Raw genomic sequence first — 15,009 nt, forward strand, 5'->3', positions numbered from 1 at the left:
GCTAATCTCCTCTGATTTCTGTGTGGATGGTGCGGGTCGGTGCGGGAGCGGTCACGGGGTCGTCCGTGACCGTCTCCGAGGACTGCGGGCCCCGTCGACGTCGGGCACGGAAGGCCACGGCGGAATAGGCGACGGCGGCGATGATGATGACGCCCTGGACGGCATCGCGCAGGGTCGACGGGACGCCCGCGATGTTCAGGAGCATGAACAGGGCCTCGAGGGCGAAGGCGCCGGCGACGGCACCGACGATCCAGCCCCGGCCGCCGCCCAGCACGACGCCGCCGAGGACGACCGCGGTGATGGCGGTGAACTCGTAGCCGCGACCCACCGAGGGGTGCACGCCGGCGTAGCCGACCAGCAGGACGGCGGAGAGGGTCGCCGACAGGGCGGAGATGACGAACGCTCGGGTCGTGACCCACGCACGACGCGCCCCGGCGTAGTCCACGGCCCGGGGGTTGTCGCCGACCGCGATGAGCGTCTTGCCCAGGGGGCGCTTGGTGATCCAGATGCCGAGGGCGAGCCAGACGATCAGGAGCAGCACCGCCCACGGCAGGAAGTCGAGAAGGGGCACCTCGCGGATGCCGCCGCGGCCGATCTCCCGGAAGCTGTCCGCGGGGTTCCCGGTCGCCGCTCCCCCGGTCCACCACATCACCCCGCCGAGCAGCGCGAGCATCATCCCCAGCGTGACGATGAACGACGGCACCTTCAGCAGCGTGGTGAGCAGACCGTTGACCAGGCCGACCGCGACGGCGAACACGACCATGAGCAGCAGCACGGGGACCGTGCGTGCGTCGTCCTGCCCGACCAGGTTCCCGGCGATGATGACCTGTGCGGTGATGAGCGATCCCTGCGACAGATCGAACTCCCCGGCGATGATCACGAAGTACTGCCCGATCGCGACGATCGCGATGGGGGCCACGCGCTGGAGGAAGCGCATGAACTGCCCTGGTTCGGCGAAGCTCGGGTTGAGGACGGTCACGGCGACCAGCAGGAGCACGAGGAGCAGGAACACCGCTCCCCGCGGGCTCACGAGCGTGCGCAGCGCGTTCATGCGCGCCCTCCTTCCGCGGCGGGGGTGGTATCGGGCGTCGCGTCGGCCAGTTCGGCCGCGGCCGCCGCCATCTCCGGCTCGGCGGCCTTCGCCGCGTCGTCGCCACCGGTGCGCGTTCCCCCGGGGCCGAAGCGCGGCCGGCGGCGGACGATCGACCGGCGGCTGTACACGGCCACCGCGGCGACGATCACCACCCCGCGGACGACGTCCTTGAGGAAGGGGTTGATCTGCATGACGCTCATCACGTTGTCGACCACCGCGAGGATCGCGACACCGCCGATCGTGCCCCAGATCGATCCGCGGCCGCCCAGCAGCAGCGTCCCGCCCAGCACGACCGCCGCGATCGACAGCAGCGCATATCCGCCCTGCTGCCCGACGGTCGGACTGCCGACGCCGAGACGGCTGGCGAGCAGCAGGCCCGCGAGCCCCGCGAACACCGAGCACAGCACGTGCGCCCAGATCAGCGGCATCCGGATGCGGACGCCGGACAGCCGGGCGATCTCGGGGTCGCCTCCCACCGCGTACAGGTGAGCGCCCGTCCGCGTGCGGTTCAGCAGCAGCCAGACGACGACCGCGAGCACGATCATGATGAGCGTGGAGACCGGGATCGGCCCGACGCCGGTCGCACCGATGAGCTGGAACGCCCACGGCACGCTGCCCGCCGCGCCCTCGAAGTTCGTGTTGAGGATGCCCTGCAGGATGAGGCCGACGCCGAGCGTCGCGATGAAGCCGTTCACCTTGAGCACGGTCACGATGAGCCCGTTCAGCAGGCCGATCCCTGCGCACACGAGCAGCGTGACGACCACCGCGAGCGGGATGTTGCCGGCGTTGCCGTTCATGATCGTGGCGGCCAGCAGGCTCGAAAGGCTGATCACATAGGTGACGGAGAGGTCGAGCGAGGCTCCCAGCACCACGAGCGTCTGGCCGATCGCCACGAGGCCGAGCACGCTCATCCCGGTGAGGATGTCGCGGATGTTGCCCGCGCTCAGGAAGTTGCGTCCGACCGTGCCGACCAGGATCGCGCCGACCACGATCACGAGCAGGAGGATCGCGAGCACGATCAGGGTGGAATCGATCCGGAGGCGCTTCATCGCGCGCCCCCTGCCGCCGTGGTCCCCGGTGTGTGCGCGCCGGTCGCAGCTCCCAGGATCTCGTGCTCTGCCGAGCCGGCCGGGAGCTCGGCGACCAGCTCACCATCGTGCATGACGAGGATGCGATCGCTCATGCCGATCACCTCCGGCAGCTCGCTCGACACCATCAGCACGGCCTTCCCCTGTGCGGCGAGCTCGCGCATCAGCTGGTAGACCGCGTACTTGGCGCCGACGTCGATGCCGCGGGTGGGCTCGTCGAACAGCACGATCTGCGGCCGGGTGAGCAGCCACTTGGCGAGCACCACTTTCTGCTGGTTGCCGCCGGAGAGGAAGCGGACCTCCTGATCGACACCGCGCGAGCTGACCTCGAGCGCGGAGAGGACGCCGGGGACCTCGCGTCGCGAGGCGGCGGTGCGCCCGGCGAAGACGCCGCGCACCACCAGAAGAGCGTTGTCGAGGACCGACTGCCCGAGCGCGAGACCCTGCGCCTTGCGATCCTCGGAGACGAGAGCGAGGCCCGCGCGCACGGCGGACCGTGCGCTCGTGATGCGCACCGGAGTCCCGTCGATGCGCATCGTGCCGCGGTTGAACGCCTGGATGCCGAACACCCCCTCCACGAGCTCTGTGCGTCCGGACCCCTGCAGCCCCGCGACGCCGACGATCTCCCCCGCACGCAGTGTGAGGGAGACCCCGTCGACGTAGGCGTTGCCGCACCCATCGAGCTCGAGCCGCGGTCCGCCCACCGTGGTCCCCTCGAGCGCGTCGGGGAAGTACGACTGGATGGAGCGGCCGACCATCCGCCGCACGAGCTCATCGGTGGTGAGAGCGGCGGCGTCGTCGGTGGACACCAGCGCGCCGTCCTTGAGGATCGTGATGCGGTCGCACAGGTCGAAGATCTCCTTCAGCCGGTGCGAGACGTAGATGATGGCGACCCCGCGCGAGGTGAGACGCCGGACGATCGCGTACAGCAGCTCGACCTCCCGGTCGCTCAGCGCGGCCGTCGGCTCATCCATCGAGATGACCTGCGCGTCGAACGAGAGGGCCTTGACGATCTCGACGATCTGCTGTTCGGCGACCGTGAGCGATCCGACACGCGCCTGAGGCTCGATGAACGACACCCCGAGGTCGGTGAGGAGCTCCGCCGTCCTGCTGTTCATCGCCCGCTGGTCGACGAACCCGCCCCGCCGGGGCTCGCGCCCGAGGTACACGTTCTGCGCGACCGTCCGCTCCGGCAGCAGGGTGAACTCCTGGAAGACCGTCACGATGCCGGCGTCCATCGCCTGCCTCGGCTGCGTGTGCCGCACCTCGTCGCCGCGATACGCGATCACCCCCTCGTCCGCGGGCTGCACACCCGCGATGATCTTCATGAGGGTCGACTTGCCCGCGCCGTTCTCGCCGACGAGACCGTGCACCTCGCCGGGCCGGACGTCGAAATTGATCCCCTTCAGCACCTCGACGCCGAAGAAGGACTTCCGGATGCCGGACACCTGCAGCACCGGCTGCGTCGTCGTCGCGCTCATGCCGCCACCTCCACCCAGCGCCCGCCGTCGGCCGCCGAGTCGAGCACGGCTTCGGTGAGGACGGCCGAGCGGTATCCGTCGGCGAACGTCGGCAGGCCCTCCGGCTGCGCGCCCGCGATCGCGGCGTACACGTCGGATACGAATCCGTTGAACGCGTCCTGGTAGCCCATCGCATGCCCCGCAGGCACCCGCTGCAGTCGTGCCGCATCCGGGGCGGAGACCGCGGGGTCGCGCAGCAGCAGCCGCGACTCCTCGCGCATGCCGATCCAGAGCTCCTCCGGGCGCTCCTGCTCGAACCGGAGGCTCTGCCGCGCACCGTGCAGCTCGAGCGTCAGGGCGTTCTTGCGACCGGCGGCCATCTGCGAGATGAGCAGTGTCCCCAGTGCCCCCGACTCGGTCTCGACGAGCACTGCGACGATGTCCTCCGTATCGACCACGCGACCCGAGCGCTCGGGGAAGACCCGACGTGTGCGCGCGCTCAGCGTGCGGATCCGCTCGCCGATCACGAACTCGATGAGGTCGCACAGGTGCGAGCCGATGTCGGCGAACGCCCGGGAGGCCCCGGCGGACTCGGACCGCACCCGCCAGTCGTCGTCGCTGGGCAGCAGCATCCAGTCCTGCAGGTAGGAGCAGTCGAGGGTGAGGAGCTCGCCGGCTTCGCCCTGGGCGATCCGAGCCCTCGCCTCGCGCACCATCGGGTGGTAGCGGTAGATGAATGGGACGGCGGCCACGCTTCCGCGAGCCTCCGCGGTCTCGGCGAGCATCCGAGCGTCTTCGGCGGTCGTGGCGAGCGGCTTCTCGCAGATGACGTGCTTGCCGGCGTTCAGAGCCCGGAGCGCGAGATCCGCATGCGTGGTGTTCGGGGTGCAGATGTGCACGACGTCGATGTCCGCGGCGTCGAGGAGCGCCGCGGCGTCGACCTCCGCCCGCTCGGCCCCCAGCGCCTGTGCGGCGTCCCGGCTCCCCGCCGCCGAGCGGGTGGCCACGGCCCGCAGCTCGGCTCCGGCATCCCGCGCCGCTGCGCGGTGCACGCGCGCCATGAATCCTCCGCCGAGGATGCCGGCTCGGATCGTTCCGAGACCGGTGTCAGTGACATCCGTTGTCATGCGGCTGATTCTGACACAGACCTTCCGACTTTTGCTAGCAATTCGTCAAAAGTCTGCTGACACAAATTCGAAGTCGAGCGCCGGTGCGCCGAAGTGCTGTGGTTTACTGACGAAATGGTTGATGTGCTCAGGCCGACGCCGGCGCCCTCCCCCGGCGCCGGAGAGATCTTCCAGATCCTCCGCGACGGCACCGCCAGAACCAAGGCCGAACTCGCCGCCCTCACCGGTCTCGCCCGCTCGACCGTCGCCCTGCGCGTGGACGCGCTGCTCGCCGCCGACCTCCTCCGCCCCGCCGGTGAGGCCGCGTCCACAGGGGGACGACCGCCCGCCCGCGTCGCCTTCAACCCCCGCGCCGGGCTGGTGCTCGCCGTCGACCTCGGGGCGACGCATGCGACCGTCGCCGTCGCCGACCTCGCCGGGATGATCCTCGATGCGCGGACCCGCGCGATCGACATCGCGGACGGCCCTGAGCTGCTGCTCGACACGATCCTCGCCGATGCCGCGGAGCTGCTCGCGACGGCCGCCGACGGGCTGCCACTGGTGGGCGTCGGCATCGGGGTTCCCGGGCCCGTCGAGCACTCGACGGGCCGTCCGACCAACCCGCCGATCATGCCGGGCTGGGATCGGTTCGACATCCCGGCGTACGTGCAGCGGACCTTCGACGTGCCGGTGCTCGTCGACAACGACGTCAACATCCTGGCGCTCGGCGAGCAGGCGACGAGCTGGCCGCAGGTGGACGACCTGATCTTCGTGAAGGTGTCGACAGGCATCGGCGCCGGGATCATCGCCGGCGGGCAGCTGCAGCGCGGCGCCCAGGGGTCGGCGGGCGACATGGGCCACGTGCAGGTCCCCGCCGGTGCCGGATCCACCAGGCCGCCCGGCGACGAACGCGACCTGGAGGCCCTCGCCAGCGGATCCGCCCTCGCCATCGCCCTGCGCGCGGAGGGCCTCGACGTGCGAGGCGCCTCGGACGTCGTCGACCTGGTACGCGCCGGGAACCCGACAGCCATCGAGGCGACGCGTCAGGCCGGACGCGACGTGGGCGAGGTGCTCGCCACCGTCGTGAACCTGCTCAACCCGTCGATCATCGTGCTGGGAGGTAGCATCGCCCGCGCCGGCGAGCATCTCCTCGCCGGGGTCCGCGAGGTCGTGTACCGCCGGTCGATCCCGCTCGCCACCCAGCACCTCGCGATCGTCCAGTCCCAGGCGGGCGATCGCGCGGCGGTGCTGGGTGCGGCCATCATGGTCGCCCGCGAGGTGCTCTCTCCCGCGAGCGTCGACGGCTACGTGGCGGCGAAGGCGCGCTGAACCGCGCCCCCGCCGTCACGCGCGGGGCTCAGAGCGTGGCCTCGAACGGATCGAAGTCCGCGGCGATCGAACCCACCTGATCCAGGGTGCTGTCCACCTCGATGAAGCGGCGCGCCTCCGCGGCCTCCTCGATCGAGAGCAGCGTGTCGAGCACGTGGTAGCCGAACTCCCCCGTCGCGACGTGGGGGCGGTCGGCGGCGATCGAGCGCACCATGTCCAGCAGGCCCACGCCGCGGCCGGAGAGCACGCCCTCCTGCACGACGTCGACGACCTCCTGCTCGATCGGCTCCGGCGGGACGAACAGACGGGTGAGGGGTCGGGTGATGGTGATCGCGCCGCCGAAGGTGTTGGGGTCGGGGATCGCGATCGTGCCCTCGGTGCCGGTGATCTCCACGATCCCCTGGCGGATGATGGGCGAGTCCGTGCTGTAAAGGCTCTGCGCCTGACCGCCGCCTTCGAAGTCCATCAGGACACTGAGTGTGGAGGGGATCTCGACCGGGAACTCCTGTCCGGCGAGCTCGCCGACCTGCACGCGGCGGGTGGGTGTGCCCTGCAGCCCGAGAGCGGCGACCGAGGCGACCGGGCCGAAGACGTGCACGAGCGCCGACACGTAGTAGGGCCCCATGTCGAGCAGCGGCCCCCCGCCCTTGGCGTACAGGAACGCGGGGTTCGGGTGGAAGATCTCCGGCCCCGACCACTGGAAGGTGGTCTGGGCGAACAGCGGACGACCGATGTCGCCCCGCGCGATCGCCCGCTTCGCGGTCTGCACGCCCGGTCCGAGGACGGTGTCGGGTGCCACCCCGATGCGGAGCCCGGCTTCCTCTGCCTTCCCCAGGAGTCGGCGGGATTCCTCGCGACTCACGCCGATAGGCTTCTCGGTCCAGACGTGCTTGCCCGCCGCGAGGATCGCCTCCGAGACCTCGACGTGCACCGCCGGGATCGTGAGGTTCACGACGACGTCGATCTCGGGGTCCTCGAGCACGGTGGCGACTCCACCTGCCCGCGGGACGCCGTACTTCTCGGCCTGCGCCTTCGCGCGCTCCTCCAGCAGGTCGCCGATCGCGAGGACGCGGACGTCGGGGAAGGTCGTGAGGTTCGACAGGTACTGGTCGCTGATGTTGCCGGCGCCGATGATGCCGACGCCGACGGGGCCGCTGCCGATCGCCATCAGCCGGCGACCTTCTCGTCGAGGTAGACCCGACTGCGCTCGATGGCGTCGAACAGGTCTCCCTCGTAGTGGTCGAACTCGACGATCGCCAGCTCGAGAGCGGGAGCGGCGGCGACGGCTTCGACGAGGGGCACGGAGCCTTCACCCGCGGGCACCTGGTCGGCGGGCGGGTAGGCGCCGGCGAGCGCCGCGTCGAGCGTGCCGTCCTTGGCATGCACGGCGATCACACGGTCGCCGAGACGCTCCAGCAGGGCGACCGGGTCGACGCCGCCGCGGGCGACCCAGTACAGGTCGACCTCCAGGACGACGCGCTCGTCGAGGAGGCCGGCGAGCACCTCGAGCCCGGTGACGCCGTCGAACTCCGCCTCCAGCTCGTGCGCGTGGTTGTGGTAGCCGACCCGCACCCCCACGGTCGCGCCGATCGCGGCCGCCTCGTTGAGCAGACGCGCGGTCTCCTCGATCTGCGCGACGGACTCCCAGCGGGCCGGCTCCGTGTACGGGTCGATCACGGTGTCCATGCCGAGCACCTTGGCCGCGGCGAAGACCTCGGTCGGCGACGGCACCGGAAGCGTCGTGCCGCTGCCGTCCGGGTTGACGAAGGACTCGGATGCGAGGAAGGCGTGCCCGGACGGCGCGACGAGACCGGCGGCGGAGAGCGCGGCGGCGAGCGGTTCCGCGCGACGGACGAAGTCGTAGGGCTCGACGGCCGTGAAGCCGCAGGCGGCGACGGCGGCGAGGGACCCTTCGAGGTCGGCCTCCAGCTCGTCCTTGATCGTGAACAGCTGCAGGGAAGTCCGGATCGTCATCGGTCGTGCTCCTTCGGTCATCGGTGACGGGCAGGGCGTGCGCCCTGCGGAAAGGACGCTATCACCAAATACCTCCAACCGGAAGTTTTGATTCGCTAGACTCCCCCCATGCCCGTCGAGTCCGCAGAGCACGCCGATCCCGCGCGGCGGCGTGGCGCCTACGCCAAGGGAATCGCCCGACGACAGGAGATCCTCGACCGCGCCATCGAGGTCTTCGCCGAGCGCGGCTCCGATCGCACCAGCCTGCGGGCCATCGCGCGCGAGGTCGGCGTCACCCACGCCGCTCTCACGCACTACTTCGGCTCGCTCGAGGAGCTCCTCGTCGCGGTGTACCAGGAGAGCTACGCTCCGGGACGACAGTCCGCGCCCCCGGCGCCGGACGCGACGCCGGTGGAGATGATGATCGAGTCCGCTCGCACCAACCGCGCGGTCCCCGGGCTCGTGCAGCTCTACTCGACGCTGGTCGCGTCCGCCCTCGAAGAGGGGCATCCGGCGGCGCGCGCCTTCGCCACCGACCGGTTCTCGCGCCTGCGGGACAGCCTCGCCGACACCGTGCGGCAGCAGCAGGAGCAGGGCCGCATGCGCGGCGATGTCGACCCGGATGCGGTCGCCGCCCTGGTCGTCGCCGCCTCAGACGGCCTCCAGACCCAATGGCTGCTGGATGACACCGCGCCGCAGCACGAGGCGCTCGCACTGCTCGACCGACTGCTGCGACCGGGCAGCTGAGCCGTCCCGAGGCTCTCGCCCCGGCTAGGCTCGAACCGTGACGCCCGTGCCGCAGTCCCCGTACGCGAGGGCGCTGGGCGAGCGCATCGACGACCTGCATCCGCGGCTGCGGGCGTATTTCGAGGCCGTCCCGGATGGCGCGGTCGGCATCGGCGACGGCGTGTTCCAGTCCGTCGGCACGCCCCGGCGGTGGATCTGGCCGGTGCTGCGCATCCTGGAGCGTCGGGGCGTCGTCGCCGCCGCGTGGGAGCACGATGTGCCGTTCGGCATCGAGAACCGGACGATCGCCTCCCGGAGCATCGGCGAGCGCACCTTCCACTTCGCGCGCGGCCCGTGGGTCATGCGGGACGCGGTCGCGCTCACGCGACACGGACGCGTCGTGGACGAGCTCGGCGAACCGGGCCTCGTCGCCGCCTGCTTCGACGTCGACGTCGCCGACGGCGCCCTCCACCTGACCAGCAGGGCTGTGGGGCTCCGGCTCGGCAGGCTCCGTCTGCGCCTCCCCCGGGCGTTCGCCCCCGTCGTCCGGCTCACCGAGCGCTTCGACGACGCTCTCGACCGTCAACGCGTTGACCTGACGATCGACGCACCCGTGCTCGGGCGGGTCTACGAGTATCGGGGCGACTTCACCTATCGCATCCAGCATCTCGAGGACAGGGAGCAGCACCCATGAGCACAGGTCGGGTCGTCATCGGCGGAGCCACCGGATTCATGGGGCGCTTCCTCGCCTCCCGACTCCGGACGGATGGACGCGAGGTCGTGACGATCTCGCGCTCCGGCGCGGACATCCGGTGGGGCGACCAGGCCGCGATCGACCGCGCGGTCGACGGGGCGACCCTGGTGATCGGGCTCGCGGGCAAGAGCGTCAACTGCCGCTACACCGCGGAGAACCGCGCCGAGATCTTCCGATCGCGACTGGACACCACGAGCTCGCTGAGCACCGCGATCTCCCGGGCTTCCGCCCCGCCCGAGCTCTGGGTGAACTCCTCGACGGCCACCATCTACCGCCACGCGGAGGACCGGCCCATGACGGAGGCGACCGGCGAGATCGGCTCCGGGTTCTCCGTCGAGGTCGCGAAGGCGTGGGAGCGGGCGCTGTTCGCCGGCGACCTGCCCGGCACACGACGCGTCGCCCTGCGCAGCGCCATCGTGCTGGGGCACGGCGGTGTGCTCGAGCCGCTGCGGAATCTCGCGCGGCTGGGCCTCGGCGGCCCCCAGTACGACGGCCGCTGGCCGGTGAGCCGTGCGCGCCGCGCCGCAGGAACCGGCCATCTCCCCGGAGCCCGTCGGGGCCGTCAGAAGTTCAGCTGGGTGCACATCGAGGACGTCGCCCGCATCATCGACTTCCTGGAGCAGACCCCGTCGTTGACCGGTCCGGTGAACGTGGCGTCACCGCACCCCGTCGACAACCGGGAGTTCATGGCGACCGTCCGTCGCGTGCTCGGCGTGCGGGTCGGTCCTCCCCTGCCGCGCTGGATGCTGGAGCTCGGCGCGATCGGCATCCGCACCGAGACCGAGCTGATCCTCAAGAGCCGCTGGGTGCTGCCGGAGAAGCTGACCGCGGCGGGGTTCACGTTCCGCTACCCGGAGCTCGAGGACGCGATCCGCGAATCCTTCGATCTCGCCCCGGCCGCCTAGGCGCTAGGCGCCCGCTTCGGCGGACCCGGTCGGCGCCTCGCCGTCGTGCCGGCGCTTCTCGATCTCCTGGCGCAGTCGCCACTCCTCGATCTCGCGGTCGAGGTCCGCGATCTGCTGCTCCGTCGTCCGCGTGTCCGTGGGCGGCGCCGGTCGCACGTCGGTCCGCGCGGGCGGCCGCTCGGACCTCCGCATTCGCGGGATCGGGATGCCCGCCTCACCGTACTCCCGACCGATCGCGAACCACAGCAGGCTGCCGACCAACGGCAGCAGGATCACGATGATGATCCACACCATCTTCGGCAGGTGCTTCACCAGCACGTTGTCCCGGGTGATGATGTCGATCAGCGCGCCGATCATCAACGCGATGACGAGGAGCGAGAACAGGAACGGCATGAGTTCAGGGTAGACGACGCGGCGGTGACCGCCTACGGCAGCAGGTGACCGGCCACCCGGAACAGCTCGTACCATTCGGGACGGCTGAGCTCGAGGTCGGCTCCGGCGGCGGCATCCCGCACCCGCTGCGGGGTCGTCGTGCCGAGAACCACCTGCATTCCGGCGGGGTGCCGGGTGATCCAGGCGGTCGCGATCGCGAGCGGCGTGACGTCGTGGGCTGCAGCGAGCCGATCGATCACCTCGTTGAGCTCGGCGTAGGCCGGGTTGCCGAGGAAGACCCCGTGCGAGAAGCCGTCCTGGAAGGGAGACCAGGCCTGGATCGTGATCCCGTTGATGCGGCAGTACTCCACGATGCCGCCGCCGTCCCGCACCACGCTCTGCTCGTGGGCGGCCATGTTGGCCGCAACCGGCTGCGCGAGGATCGGCGCGTGGGTCAGGGAGAGCTGCAGCTGGTTGGCGACGAGCGGCTGCCGCACGGTCGTGCGCAGCAGGTCGATCTGACGCGGCGTGTGGTTCGAGACGCCGAACGCCCTGACCTTTCCCGCGGCCTCGAGATCGTCGAAGGCGCGGGCCACCTCCTGCGGCTCGACGAGGATGTCGGGGCGATGCAGCAGCAGCACATCGAGGCGATCGGTGCGGAGGGCGCGCAGCGAGCCTTCGACCTGACCGACGATGTGGTCGTAGGAGAAGTCGAACATGCCCTGTGCCGGCACGATGCCGCACTTGGTCTGCAGCACGATCTCGTCGCGCTCGGACGCGCTGAGCTGCAGCGCATCCGCAAAGCGCTCCTCGCAGTGGTGCATGCTCCCGCCGTAGATGTCGGCGTGATCGAAGAAGTCGATTCCGGACGCGCGCGCGGCTTCGTACAGCGACCGGATATGAGCGTCATCCTTGTCGTCGATGCGCATCATCCCGGCGACGACGGCGGGGGCGGTGGTGGATCCGAAGGGAACGGTCTTCATGCGCCCACGCTACAGCCCGGAGCGGACCGCGTCAGGAGCCGTCGCCCGCCGCGCCGGGCAGCAGCGCGGTGACCGGCACCCGGAGTACGCCGGCGATGCGGACCAGATCCACGACCGTGAAGTCCTCTCGCCCTCCGAGGAGGTCGGCGAGGGCACCGGGAGCGATGCCCGAACGGTCCGACAGCTGCGAGAAGGAGACCCCGGCGTGCAGCCGCGCCCTCTCGACCTCGGTTGCCAACAAACGACGCAGTTGTGTCCCCATGCGCCGACAGTAACACCCCGATCGGACACGCATGACTCTCGAATGAGCCAGTATGTCGGCATTCTGGCGTCGGGGCGCTGCTATGGTGAGCCGGGTGAAGACATCTGCCGAGGAATACAACGAAGCGGTCGGTCGTCAGATGCGTGCGGAGATCGCGGCGGAGCGCAGCAGCATCGCGGCGATGGCGCGCAGCATCGGGATCGCCCGCAGCGCGCTCGACAACTACGTGACGGGCAAGCGCGCGATCCCGGTCCCCGTCGTGTACGCGGTCTGTGCGACCCTGCATCTCGAGCCGCACATGCTGCTCGCCCGTGCGGAGGAGCGGCTCCGGGCCGACGGCGATGCGGCGGGACGGGTCACGCCGATCCGCCGCCCCCTCGATGTCGCAGGCCCGCGACAAGATACCCCCGAGGCCGCTTTCGAATCCCGCGTCCGACACGACGCCGACACGGACGACCTCTACCAATAGACCGGGGCGTGCCGCACCCCGGAGAGCAACCGCACGAGGGGGCGAACCATGCAGCACCTGCTCCGTCTCGCCGAGGATCAGCGCCTGCGCGTGGTCGAGCGCAGCGGCCCCACTCTCGGCGGATTCGACCCGGCGACGAGCACCATCCGCCTCAGTCCCGGCATGCGCGTGCGGACCGCGCGCAGCGTGCTCGCTCATGAGCTCGGCCACGCACACCTCGGGCACGGTCCCGCGACGACCTCGGCGATCCGCGCGCAGCAGGAGAGGCAGGCCGACGAGTGGGCGGCGTCACGGCTCATCAGTCCGCGGGCATACGCCGAGGCCGAGCTGCTCCGGGGCCCGCACCTGGCGAGCCTGGCGTTCGAGCTCGACGTCACGATCGAACTGGTGCTCGCCTACCAGCGGCTTCTGCGCCAGGGCGCGGTGCCCGTCGCTGCCGCGTGAGTCCACGAGAATGTCGTCATGGCCTTCCTCGTCGCCCCGTCCCCCGTCACCCTCACCGGAGAGCTCGTGGAGCTCCGCCCCCTCGATCGCTCGCACGTCGACGGGCTGATCGAGGCGGTCCAGGAGGGCGACCTGTGGCAGACGGCGTGGTACACGTCGGTGCCGGCGCCCGACGGCGTCGCCGCGGAGGTCGACCGCCGAATCTCGCTCGTCGACAAGGGCGAGATGGTCCCGTTCACCGCCTTCGATGCCACCGGTCGCGTGCTCGGACTCACCTCGTACTACGACCTGGTCGCCGACGTGCCGCGGCTGCACATCGGCTATACGTGGAACCGACCGTCCGCGCACGGCAGCGGCACCAACGCGGAGTCCAAGCTGCTCCTGCTGCGGCACGCCTTCGAGACGCTCGGGGTGTTCCGGGTCGGCCTGACCACCCAGTGGGTGAACTTCCAGTCGCGCGCGGCGATCGAACGACTCGGCGCCAAGCAGGACGGCGTGATGCGCGCGATGAGCCGCTACCGCAACGGCGCACTGCGCGACAGCGTCGAATACTCGATCATCGAGCCGGAGTGGCCGGCGGTCAGGGCGAACCTCGAAGCGCGGCTCGCACGTCGTCGGTGACGCCGGCCGAGATCACTCGGTGGGGTTGCCGGACCAGTTCTTGGAACGGCGCGTGGCCGAGCCGCGCTCGCGCAGCACGAAAGCGAGGGCGAGCGTGACGAGCAGGAGGCCGCCGCAGAAGGTGAGCGCCTGGAAGTCCGGCAGCTCGTGCGCGATGCCCAACAGCCAGAAGCCCCCGAGGAAGAGGATCATGAAGAAGAGGAAGCTGAGGATCACGGGATCTCCTGTCGTCGGTGCCGTCTACCAGGATAGCCCGGTTGCGGAAAGCCCCTGTGCGTCCGGACGATCGCCTGGTGTCCTGAGAGCATGAACGCTCCCCTCACGGCCGTCGCGATCTCCTGCACCCTCAAGCCCTCGCCCGCGGCCTCCAGCTCCGATCTCCTCGCGACCCAGATGCTCGACGCGCTCGCCGGGCACGGGGTCACCGGCAGCCTCGTGCGCGCCGTCGACCTCCAGCTCAGCCCCGGCGTGCAGAAGGACATGGGCGGCGACGACCAGTGGCCGAGCATCCGGCGCCGCGTGCTGGACGCCGACATCCTCGTGTTCGCGACGCCCACGTGGATGGGGCAGCACTCGAGCGTCGCGCAGCGGGTCCTCGAGCGCCTCGACGCCGAACTCAGCGAGACCGACGCCCGCGGCCGGCCGACCCTGTTCGACAAGGTGGCCGTGGCCGGCATCGTCGGCAACGAGGACGGCGCCCATCACATCGCGGCGATCCTGTTCCAGGCCCTGAACGACGTCGGCTTCACGGTCCCCGCCCAGGGTTCGGTGTACTGGAACGGCGAAGCGATGCACACGACCGACTACAAGGACCTCGACGAGACGCCCGAGAAGGTGGCCTCAGCCATCCGCACCTCCACGGCCAACGCCGCGCACCTCGCGCGGCTGCTCAAGGGGCAGGTGTATCCGACGCCGTCGTGAGGTCGAGCGCCCACTCGTTGACGGTCAGCTCCGCCCCGCGGAACCGCTCGGTCAGACTGCCGACGAGCGCGAAGCCGTTGTGCCGGCACACCCCGTTCGAGGCGGCGTTGTCCACGGCGGGGAACGCCGTCAGATATCGCCTGCCGTCTCGATGCATGCGGGCGTCCTGGACGAGGAGGGCGAGCGCGGAGGACGCGACCCCTCGACCCTGCGCCTCCGGACGGACGAACCACCCCGTCTCCAGGGCCGGCTCTCCTCGCCAGTCCATGTGCCAGAAGGCGATCGATCCGACGGACTCGCCGGCCTCGTCCTCGATGACGAAAGGGCGGGCTTCGCCGGAATCCCGGAGGCGCAGGTAGCGCGCATGGCGCTCTACGATCTCCTCCGCGCTCTCCGGACCGTTGAGATGCGCCGTCATCGCCGGAGTGTTCGCGGCGTGAAGCAGCTCGAGGTCGTTCTCGGACCAGAGCCGAAGGCGGAGGGTGTCCATGCTCGCATGATGACACGGGCCGCCGACACCGTC

Annotated in this window: 19 protein-coding genes; 8 read left to right on the forward strand and 11 right to left on the reverse strand. The window is 70.5% G+C overall.

All coding sequences use genetic code 11. The features are described from left to right. Position 1: 1 nt before the first annotated feature. The 4 genes from CSX12_RS12920 to CSX12_RS12935 are packed head-to-tail and all read right to left on the reverse strand — an operon-like array spanning position 2 to position 4,768. On the reverse strand, positions 2-1,051 hold the full coding sequence (locus CSX12_RS12920) for an ABC transporter permease (protein ID WP_124896051.1): 1,050 nt from the start codon (positions 1,049-1,051) through the stop codon (positions 2-4). After that, positions 1,048-2,142 carry an ABC transporter permease gene (locus tag CSX12_RS12925; protein WP_124896052.1) on the reverse strand — a complete coding sequence of 365 codons (1,095 nt, stop codon included), beginning with the start codon at positions 2,140-2,142 and terminating at the stop codon, positions 1,048-1,050. Before CSX12_RS12925 ends, CSX12_RS12920 begins: the two co-directional genes overlap by 4 nt. Further along, entirely contained in the window at positions 2,139-3,662 is a 1,524-nt protein-coding gene (locus tag CSX12_RS12930) for a sugar ABC transporter ATP-binding protein (RefSeq protein ID WP_124896053.1), read from the reverse strand. Before CSX12_RS12930 ends, CSX12_RS12925 begins: the two co-directional genes overlap by 4 nt. After that, positions 3,659-4,768 carry a Gfo/Idh/MocA family oxidoreductase gene (locus tag CSX12_RS12935; RefSeq protein ID WP_124896054.1) on the reverse strand — a complete coding sequence of 370 codons (1,110 nt, stop codon included), beginning with the start codon at positions 4,766-4,768 and terminating at the stop codon, positions 3,659-3,661. The genes CSX12_RS12930 and CSX12_RS12935 overlap by 4 nt, the downstream gene beginning before the upstream one ends. A 114-nt stretch (positions 4,769-4,882) precedes the next feature. Between CSX12_RS12935 and CSX12_RS12940 the strand changes: the two genes are divergently transcribed. After that, positions 4,883-6,076, forward strand: coding sequence for an ROK family protein (locus tag CSX12_RS12940; protein WP_124896055.1), 1,194 nt, complete (start codon positions 4,883-4,885; stop codon positions 6,074-6,076). A 28-nt stretch (positions 6,077-6,104) separates the two neighbouring features. Here CSX12_RS12940 and CSX12_RS12945 read toward each other — a convergent pair whose 3' ends face one another. Next, entirely contained in the window at positions 6,105-7,244 is a 1,140-nt protein-coding gene (locus tag CSX12_RS12945; RefSeq protein ID WP_017202633.1) for a Gfo/Idh/MocA family oxidoreductase, read from the reverse strand. Beyond that, positions 7,244-8,050, reverse strand: coding sequence for a sugar phosphate isomerase/epimerase (locus CSX12_RS12950; RefSeq protein WP_124896056.1), 807 nt, complete (start codon positions 8,048-8,050; stop codon positions 7,244-7,246). The genes CSX12_RS12945 and CSX12_RS12950 overlap by 1 nt, the downstream gene beginning before the upstream one ends. A 108-nt stretch (positions 8,051-8,158) precedes the next feature. Here CSX12_RS12950 and CSX12_RS12955 point away from each other — a divergent pair, with 108 nt between their 5' ends. Genes CSX12_RS12955 through CSX12_RS12965 form a run of 3 tightly spaced genes read left to right on the forward strand, consistent with a single transcriptional unit; the run spans position 8,159 to position 10,414 of the window. Next, positions 8,159-8,776, forward strand: coding sequence for a TetR/AcrR family transcriptional regulator (locus CSX12_RS12955; protein ID WP_017202635.1), 618 nt, complete (start codon positions 8,159-8,161; stop codon positions 8,774-8,776). A 37-nt stretch (positions 8,777-8,813) separates the two neighbouring features. Further along, a complete protein-coding gene (locus CSX12_RS12960; RefSeq protein ID WP_124896057.1) occupies positions 8,814-9,449 on the forward strand; it encodes a DUF4166 domain-containing protein in 636 nt (211 codons plus the stop codon). Next, the gene (locus CSX12_RS12965) at positions 9,446-10,414 is read left to right on the forward strand and encodes a DUF1731 domain-containing protein (RefSeq protein ID WP_124896058.1); all 969 of its coding nucleotides are present in this window, start codon (positions 9,446-9,448) and stop codon (positions 10,412-10,414) included. The genes CSX12_RS12960 and CSX12_RS12965 overlap by 4 nt, the downstream gene beginning before the upstream one ends. Positions 10,415-10,417: 3 nt before the next feature. Here the strand turns inward: CSX12_RS12965 and CSX12_RS12970 are convergent, their stop codons facing one another. Genes CSX12_RS12970 through CSX12_RS12980 form a run of 3 tightly spaced genes read right to left on the reverse strand, consistent with a single transcriptional unit; the run spans position 10,418 to position 12,031 of the window. Further along, entirely contained in the window at positions 10,418-10,807 is a 390-nt protein-coding gene (locus tag CSX12_RS12970) for a PLD nuclease N-terminal domain-containing protein (protein WP_124896059.1), read from the reverse strand. Between the two features lie 32 nt (positions 10,808-10,839). Further along, positions 10,840-11,769 (reverse strand): aldo/keto reductase, encoded by a 930-nt coding sequence (locus tag CSX12_RS12975; protein WP_124896060.1) that lies wholly within the window; start codon positions 11,767-11,769, stop codon positions 10,840-10,842. 31 nt (positions 11,770-11,800) lie between these two features. Beyond that, a complete protein-coding gene (locus tag CSX12_RS12980) occupies positions 11,801-12,031 on the reverse strand; it encodes a helix-turn-helix transcriptional regulator (RefSeq protein WP_241160460.1) in 231 nt (76 codons plus the stop codon). 94 nt (positions 12,032-12,125) lie between these two features. Between CSX12_RS12980 and CSX12_RS12985 the strand changes: the two genes are divergently transcribed. From CSX12_RS12985 to CSX12_RS12995, 3 genes are read left to right on the forward strand one after another with little or no spacing between them, the layout of a single operon-like run. Beyond that, the gene (locus CSX12_RS12985) at positions 12,126-12,500 is read left to right on the forward strand and encodes a helix-turn-helix transcriptional regulator (protein WP_225855759.1); all 375 of its coding nucleotides are present in this window, start codon (positions 12,126-12,128) and stop codon (positions 12,498-12,500) included. 48 nt (positions 12,501-12,548) lie between these two features. Then, positions 12,549-12,944, forward strand: coding sequence for an ImmA/IrrE family metallo-endopeptidase (locus tag CSX12_RS12990; RefSeq protein WP_017202642.1), 396 nt, complete (start codon positions 12,549-12,551; stop codon positions 12,942-12,944). Between the two features lie 18 nt (positions 12,945-12,962). Continuing rightward, the gene (locus CSX12_RS12995) at positions 12,963-13,565 is read left to right on the forward strand and encodes a GNAT family protein (protein WP_124896062.1); all 603 of its coding nucleotides are present in this window, start codon (positions 12,963-12,965) and stop codon (positions 13,563-13,565) included. A 12-nt stretch (positions 13,566-13,577) separates the two neighbouring features. Here CSX12_RS12995 and CSX12_RS13000 read toward each other — a convergent pair whose 3' ends face one another. Then, positions 13,578-13,781 carry a hypothetical protein gene (locus CSX12_RS13000; RefSeq protein WP_017202644.1) on the reverse strand — a complete coding sequence of 68 codons (204 nt, stop codon included), beginning with the start codon at positions 13,779-13,781 and terminating at the stop codon, positions 13,578-13,580. Between the two features lie 90 nt (positions 13,782-13,871). On the opposite strand from CSX12_RS13000, the gene CSX12_RS13005 reads away from it, so the two are divergent. Beyond that, positions 13,872-14,486: an NAD(P)H-dependent oxidoreductase gene (locus CSX12_RS13005; RefSeq protein ID WP_017202645.1), complete on the forward strand. Its 615-nt coding sequence runs from the start codon at positions 13,872-13,874 to the stop codon at positions 14,484-14,486. Here the strand turns inward: CSX12_RS13005 and CSX12_RS13010 are convergent. After that, positions 14,455-14,976, reverse strand: a complete 522-nt coding sequence (locus CSX12_RS13010) for a GNAT family N-acetyltransferase (RefSeq protein ID WP_124896063.1) — start codon at positions 14,974-14,976, stop codon at positions 14,455-14,457. The genes CSX12_RS13005 and CSX12_RS13010 overlap by 32 nt on opposite strands. Between the last annotated feature and the right edge of the window lie 33 nt (positions 14,977-15,009).

This window comes from Microbacterium sp. Y-01, assembly GCF_003856715.1.
In the GTDB taxonomy this organism is placed as follows: Bacteria; Actinomycetota; Actinomycetes; order Actinomycetales; family Microbacteriaceae; genus Microbacterium; species Microbacterium algeriense.

Bases quoted from the DNA above. Each gene is read 5' to 3' on its own strand.
- CSX12_RS12920 (WP_124896051.1), bottom strand. From the start codon at position 1,051: ATGAACGCGCTGCGCACGCTCGTGAGCCCGCGGGGAGCGGTGTTCCTG.
- CSX12_RS12925 (WP_124896052.1), bottom strand. From the start codon at position 2,142: ATGAAGCGCCTCCGGATCGATTCCACCCTGATCGTGCTCGCGATCCTC.
- CSX12_RS12930 (WP_124896053.1), bottom strand. From the start codon at position 3,662: ATGAGCGCGACGACGACGCAGCCGGTGCTGCAGGTGTCCGGCATCCGG.
- CSX12_RS12935 (WP_124896054.1), bottom strand. From the start codon at position 4,768: ATGACAACGGATGTCACTGACACCGGTCTCGGAACGATCCGAGCCGGC.
- CSX12_RS12940 (WP_124896055.1), top strand. From the start codon at position 4,883: ATGGTTGATGTGCTCAGGCCGACGCCGGCGCCCTCCCCCGGCGCCGGA.
- CSX12_RS12945 (WP_017202633.1), bottom strand. From the start codon at position 7,244: ATGGCGATCGGCAGCGGCCCCGTCGGCGTCGGCATCATCGGCGCCGGC.
- CSX12_RS12950 (WP_124896056.1), bottom strand. From the start codon at position 8,050: ATGACGATCCGGACTTCCCTGCAGCTGTTCACGATCAAGGACGAGCTG.
- CSX12_RS12955 (WP_017202635.1), top strand. From the start codon at position 8,159: ATGCCCGTCGAGTCCGCAGAGCACGCCGATCCCGCGCGGCGGCGTGGC.
- CSX12_RS12965 (WP_124896058.1), top strand. From the start codon at position 9,446: ATGAGCACAGGTCGGGTCGTCATCGGCGGAGCCACCGGATTCATGGGG.
- CSX12_RS12970 (WP_124896059.1), bottom strand. From the start codon at position 10,807: ATGCCGTTCCTGTTCTCGCTCCTCGTCATCGCGTTGATGATCGGCGCG.
- CSX12_RS12975 (WP_124896060.1), bottom strand. From the start codon at position 11,769: ATGAAGACCGTTCCCTTCGGATCCACCACCGCCCCCGCCGTCGTCGCC.
- CSX12_RS12980 (WP_241160460.1), bottom strand. From the start codon at position 12,031: ATGGGGACACAACTGCGTCGTTTGTTGGCAACCGAGGTCGAGAGGGCG.
- CSX12_RS12990 (WP_017202642.1), top strand. From the start codon at position 12,549: ATGCAGCACCTGCTCCGTCTCGCCGAGGATCAGCGCCTGCGCGTGGTC.
- CSX12_RS12995 (WP_124896062.1), top strand. From the start codon at position 12,963: ATGGCCTTCCTCGTCGCCCCGTCCCCCGTCACCCTCACCGGAGAGCTC.
- CSX12_RS13005 (WP_017202645.1), top strand. From the start codon at position 13,872: ATGAACGCTCCCCTCACGGCCGTCGCGATCTCCTGCACCCTCAAGCCC.
- CSX12_RS13010 (WP_124896063.1), bottom strand. From the start codon at position 14,976: ATGGACACCCTCCGCCTTCGGCTCTGGTCCGAGAACGACCTCGAGCTG.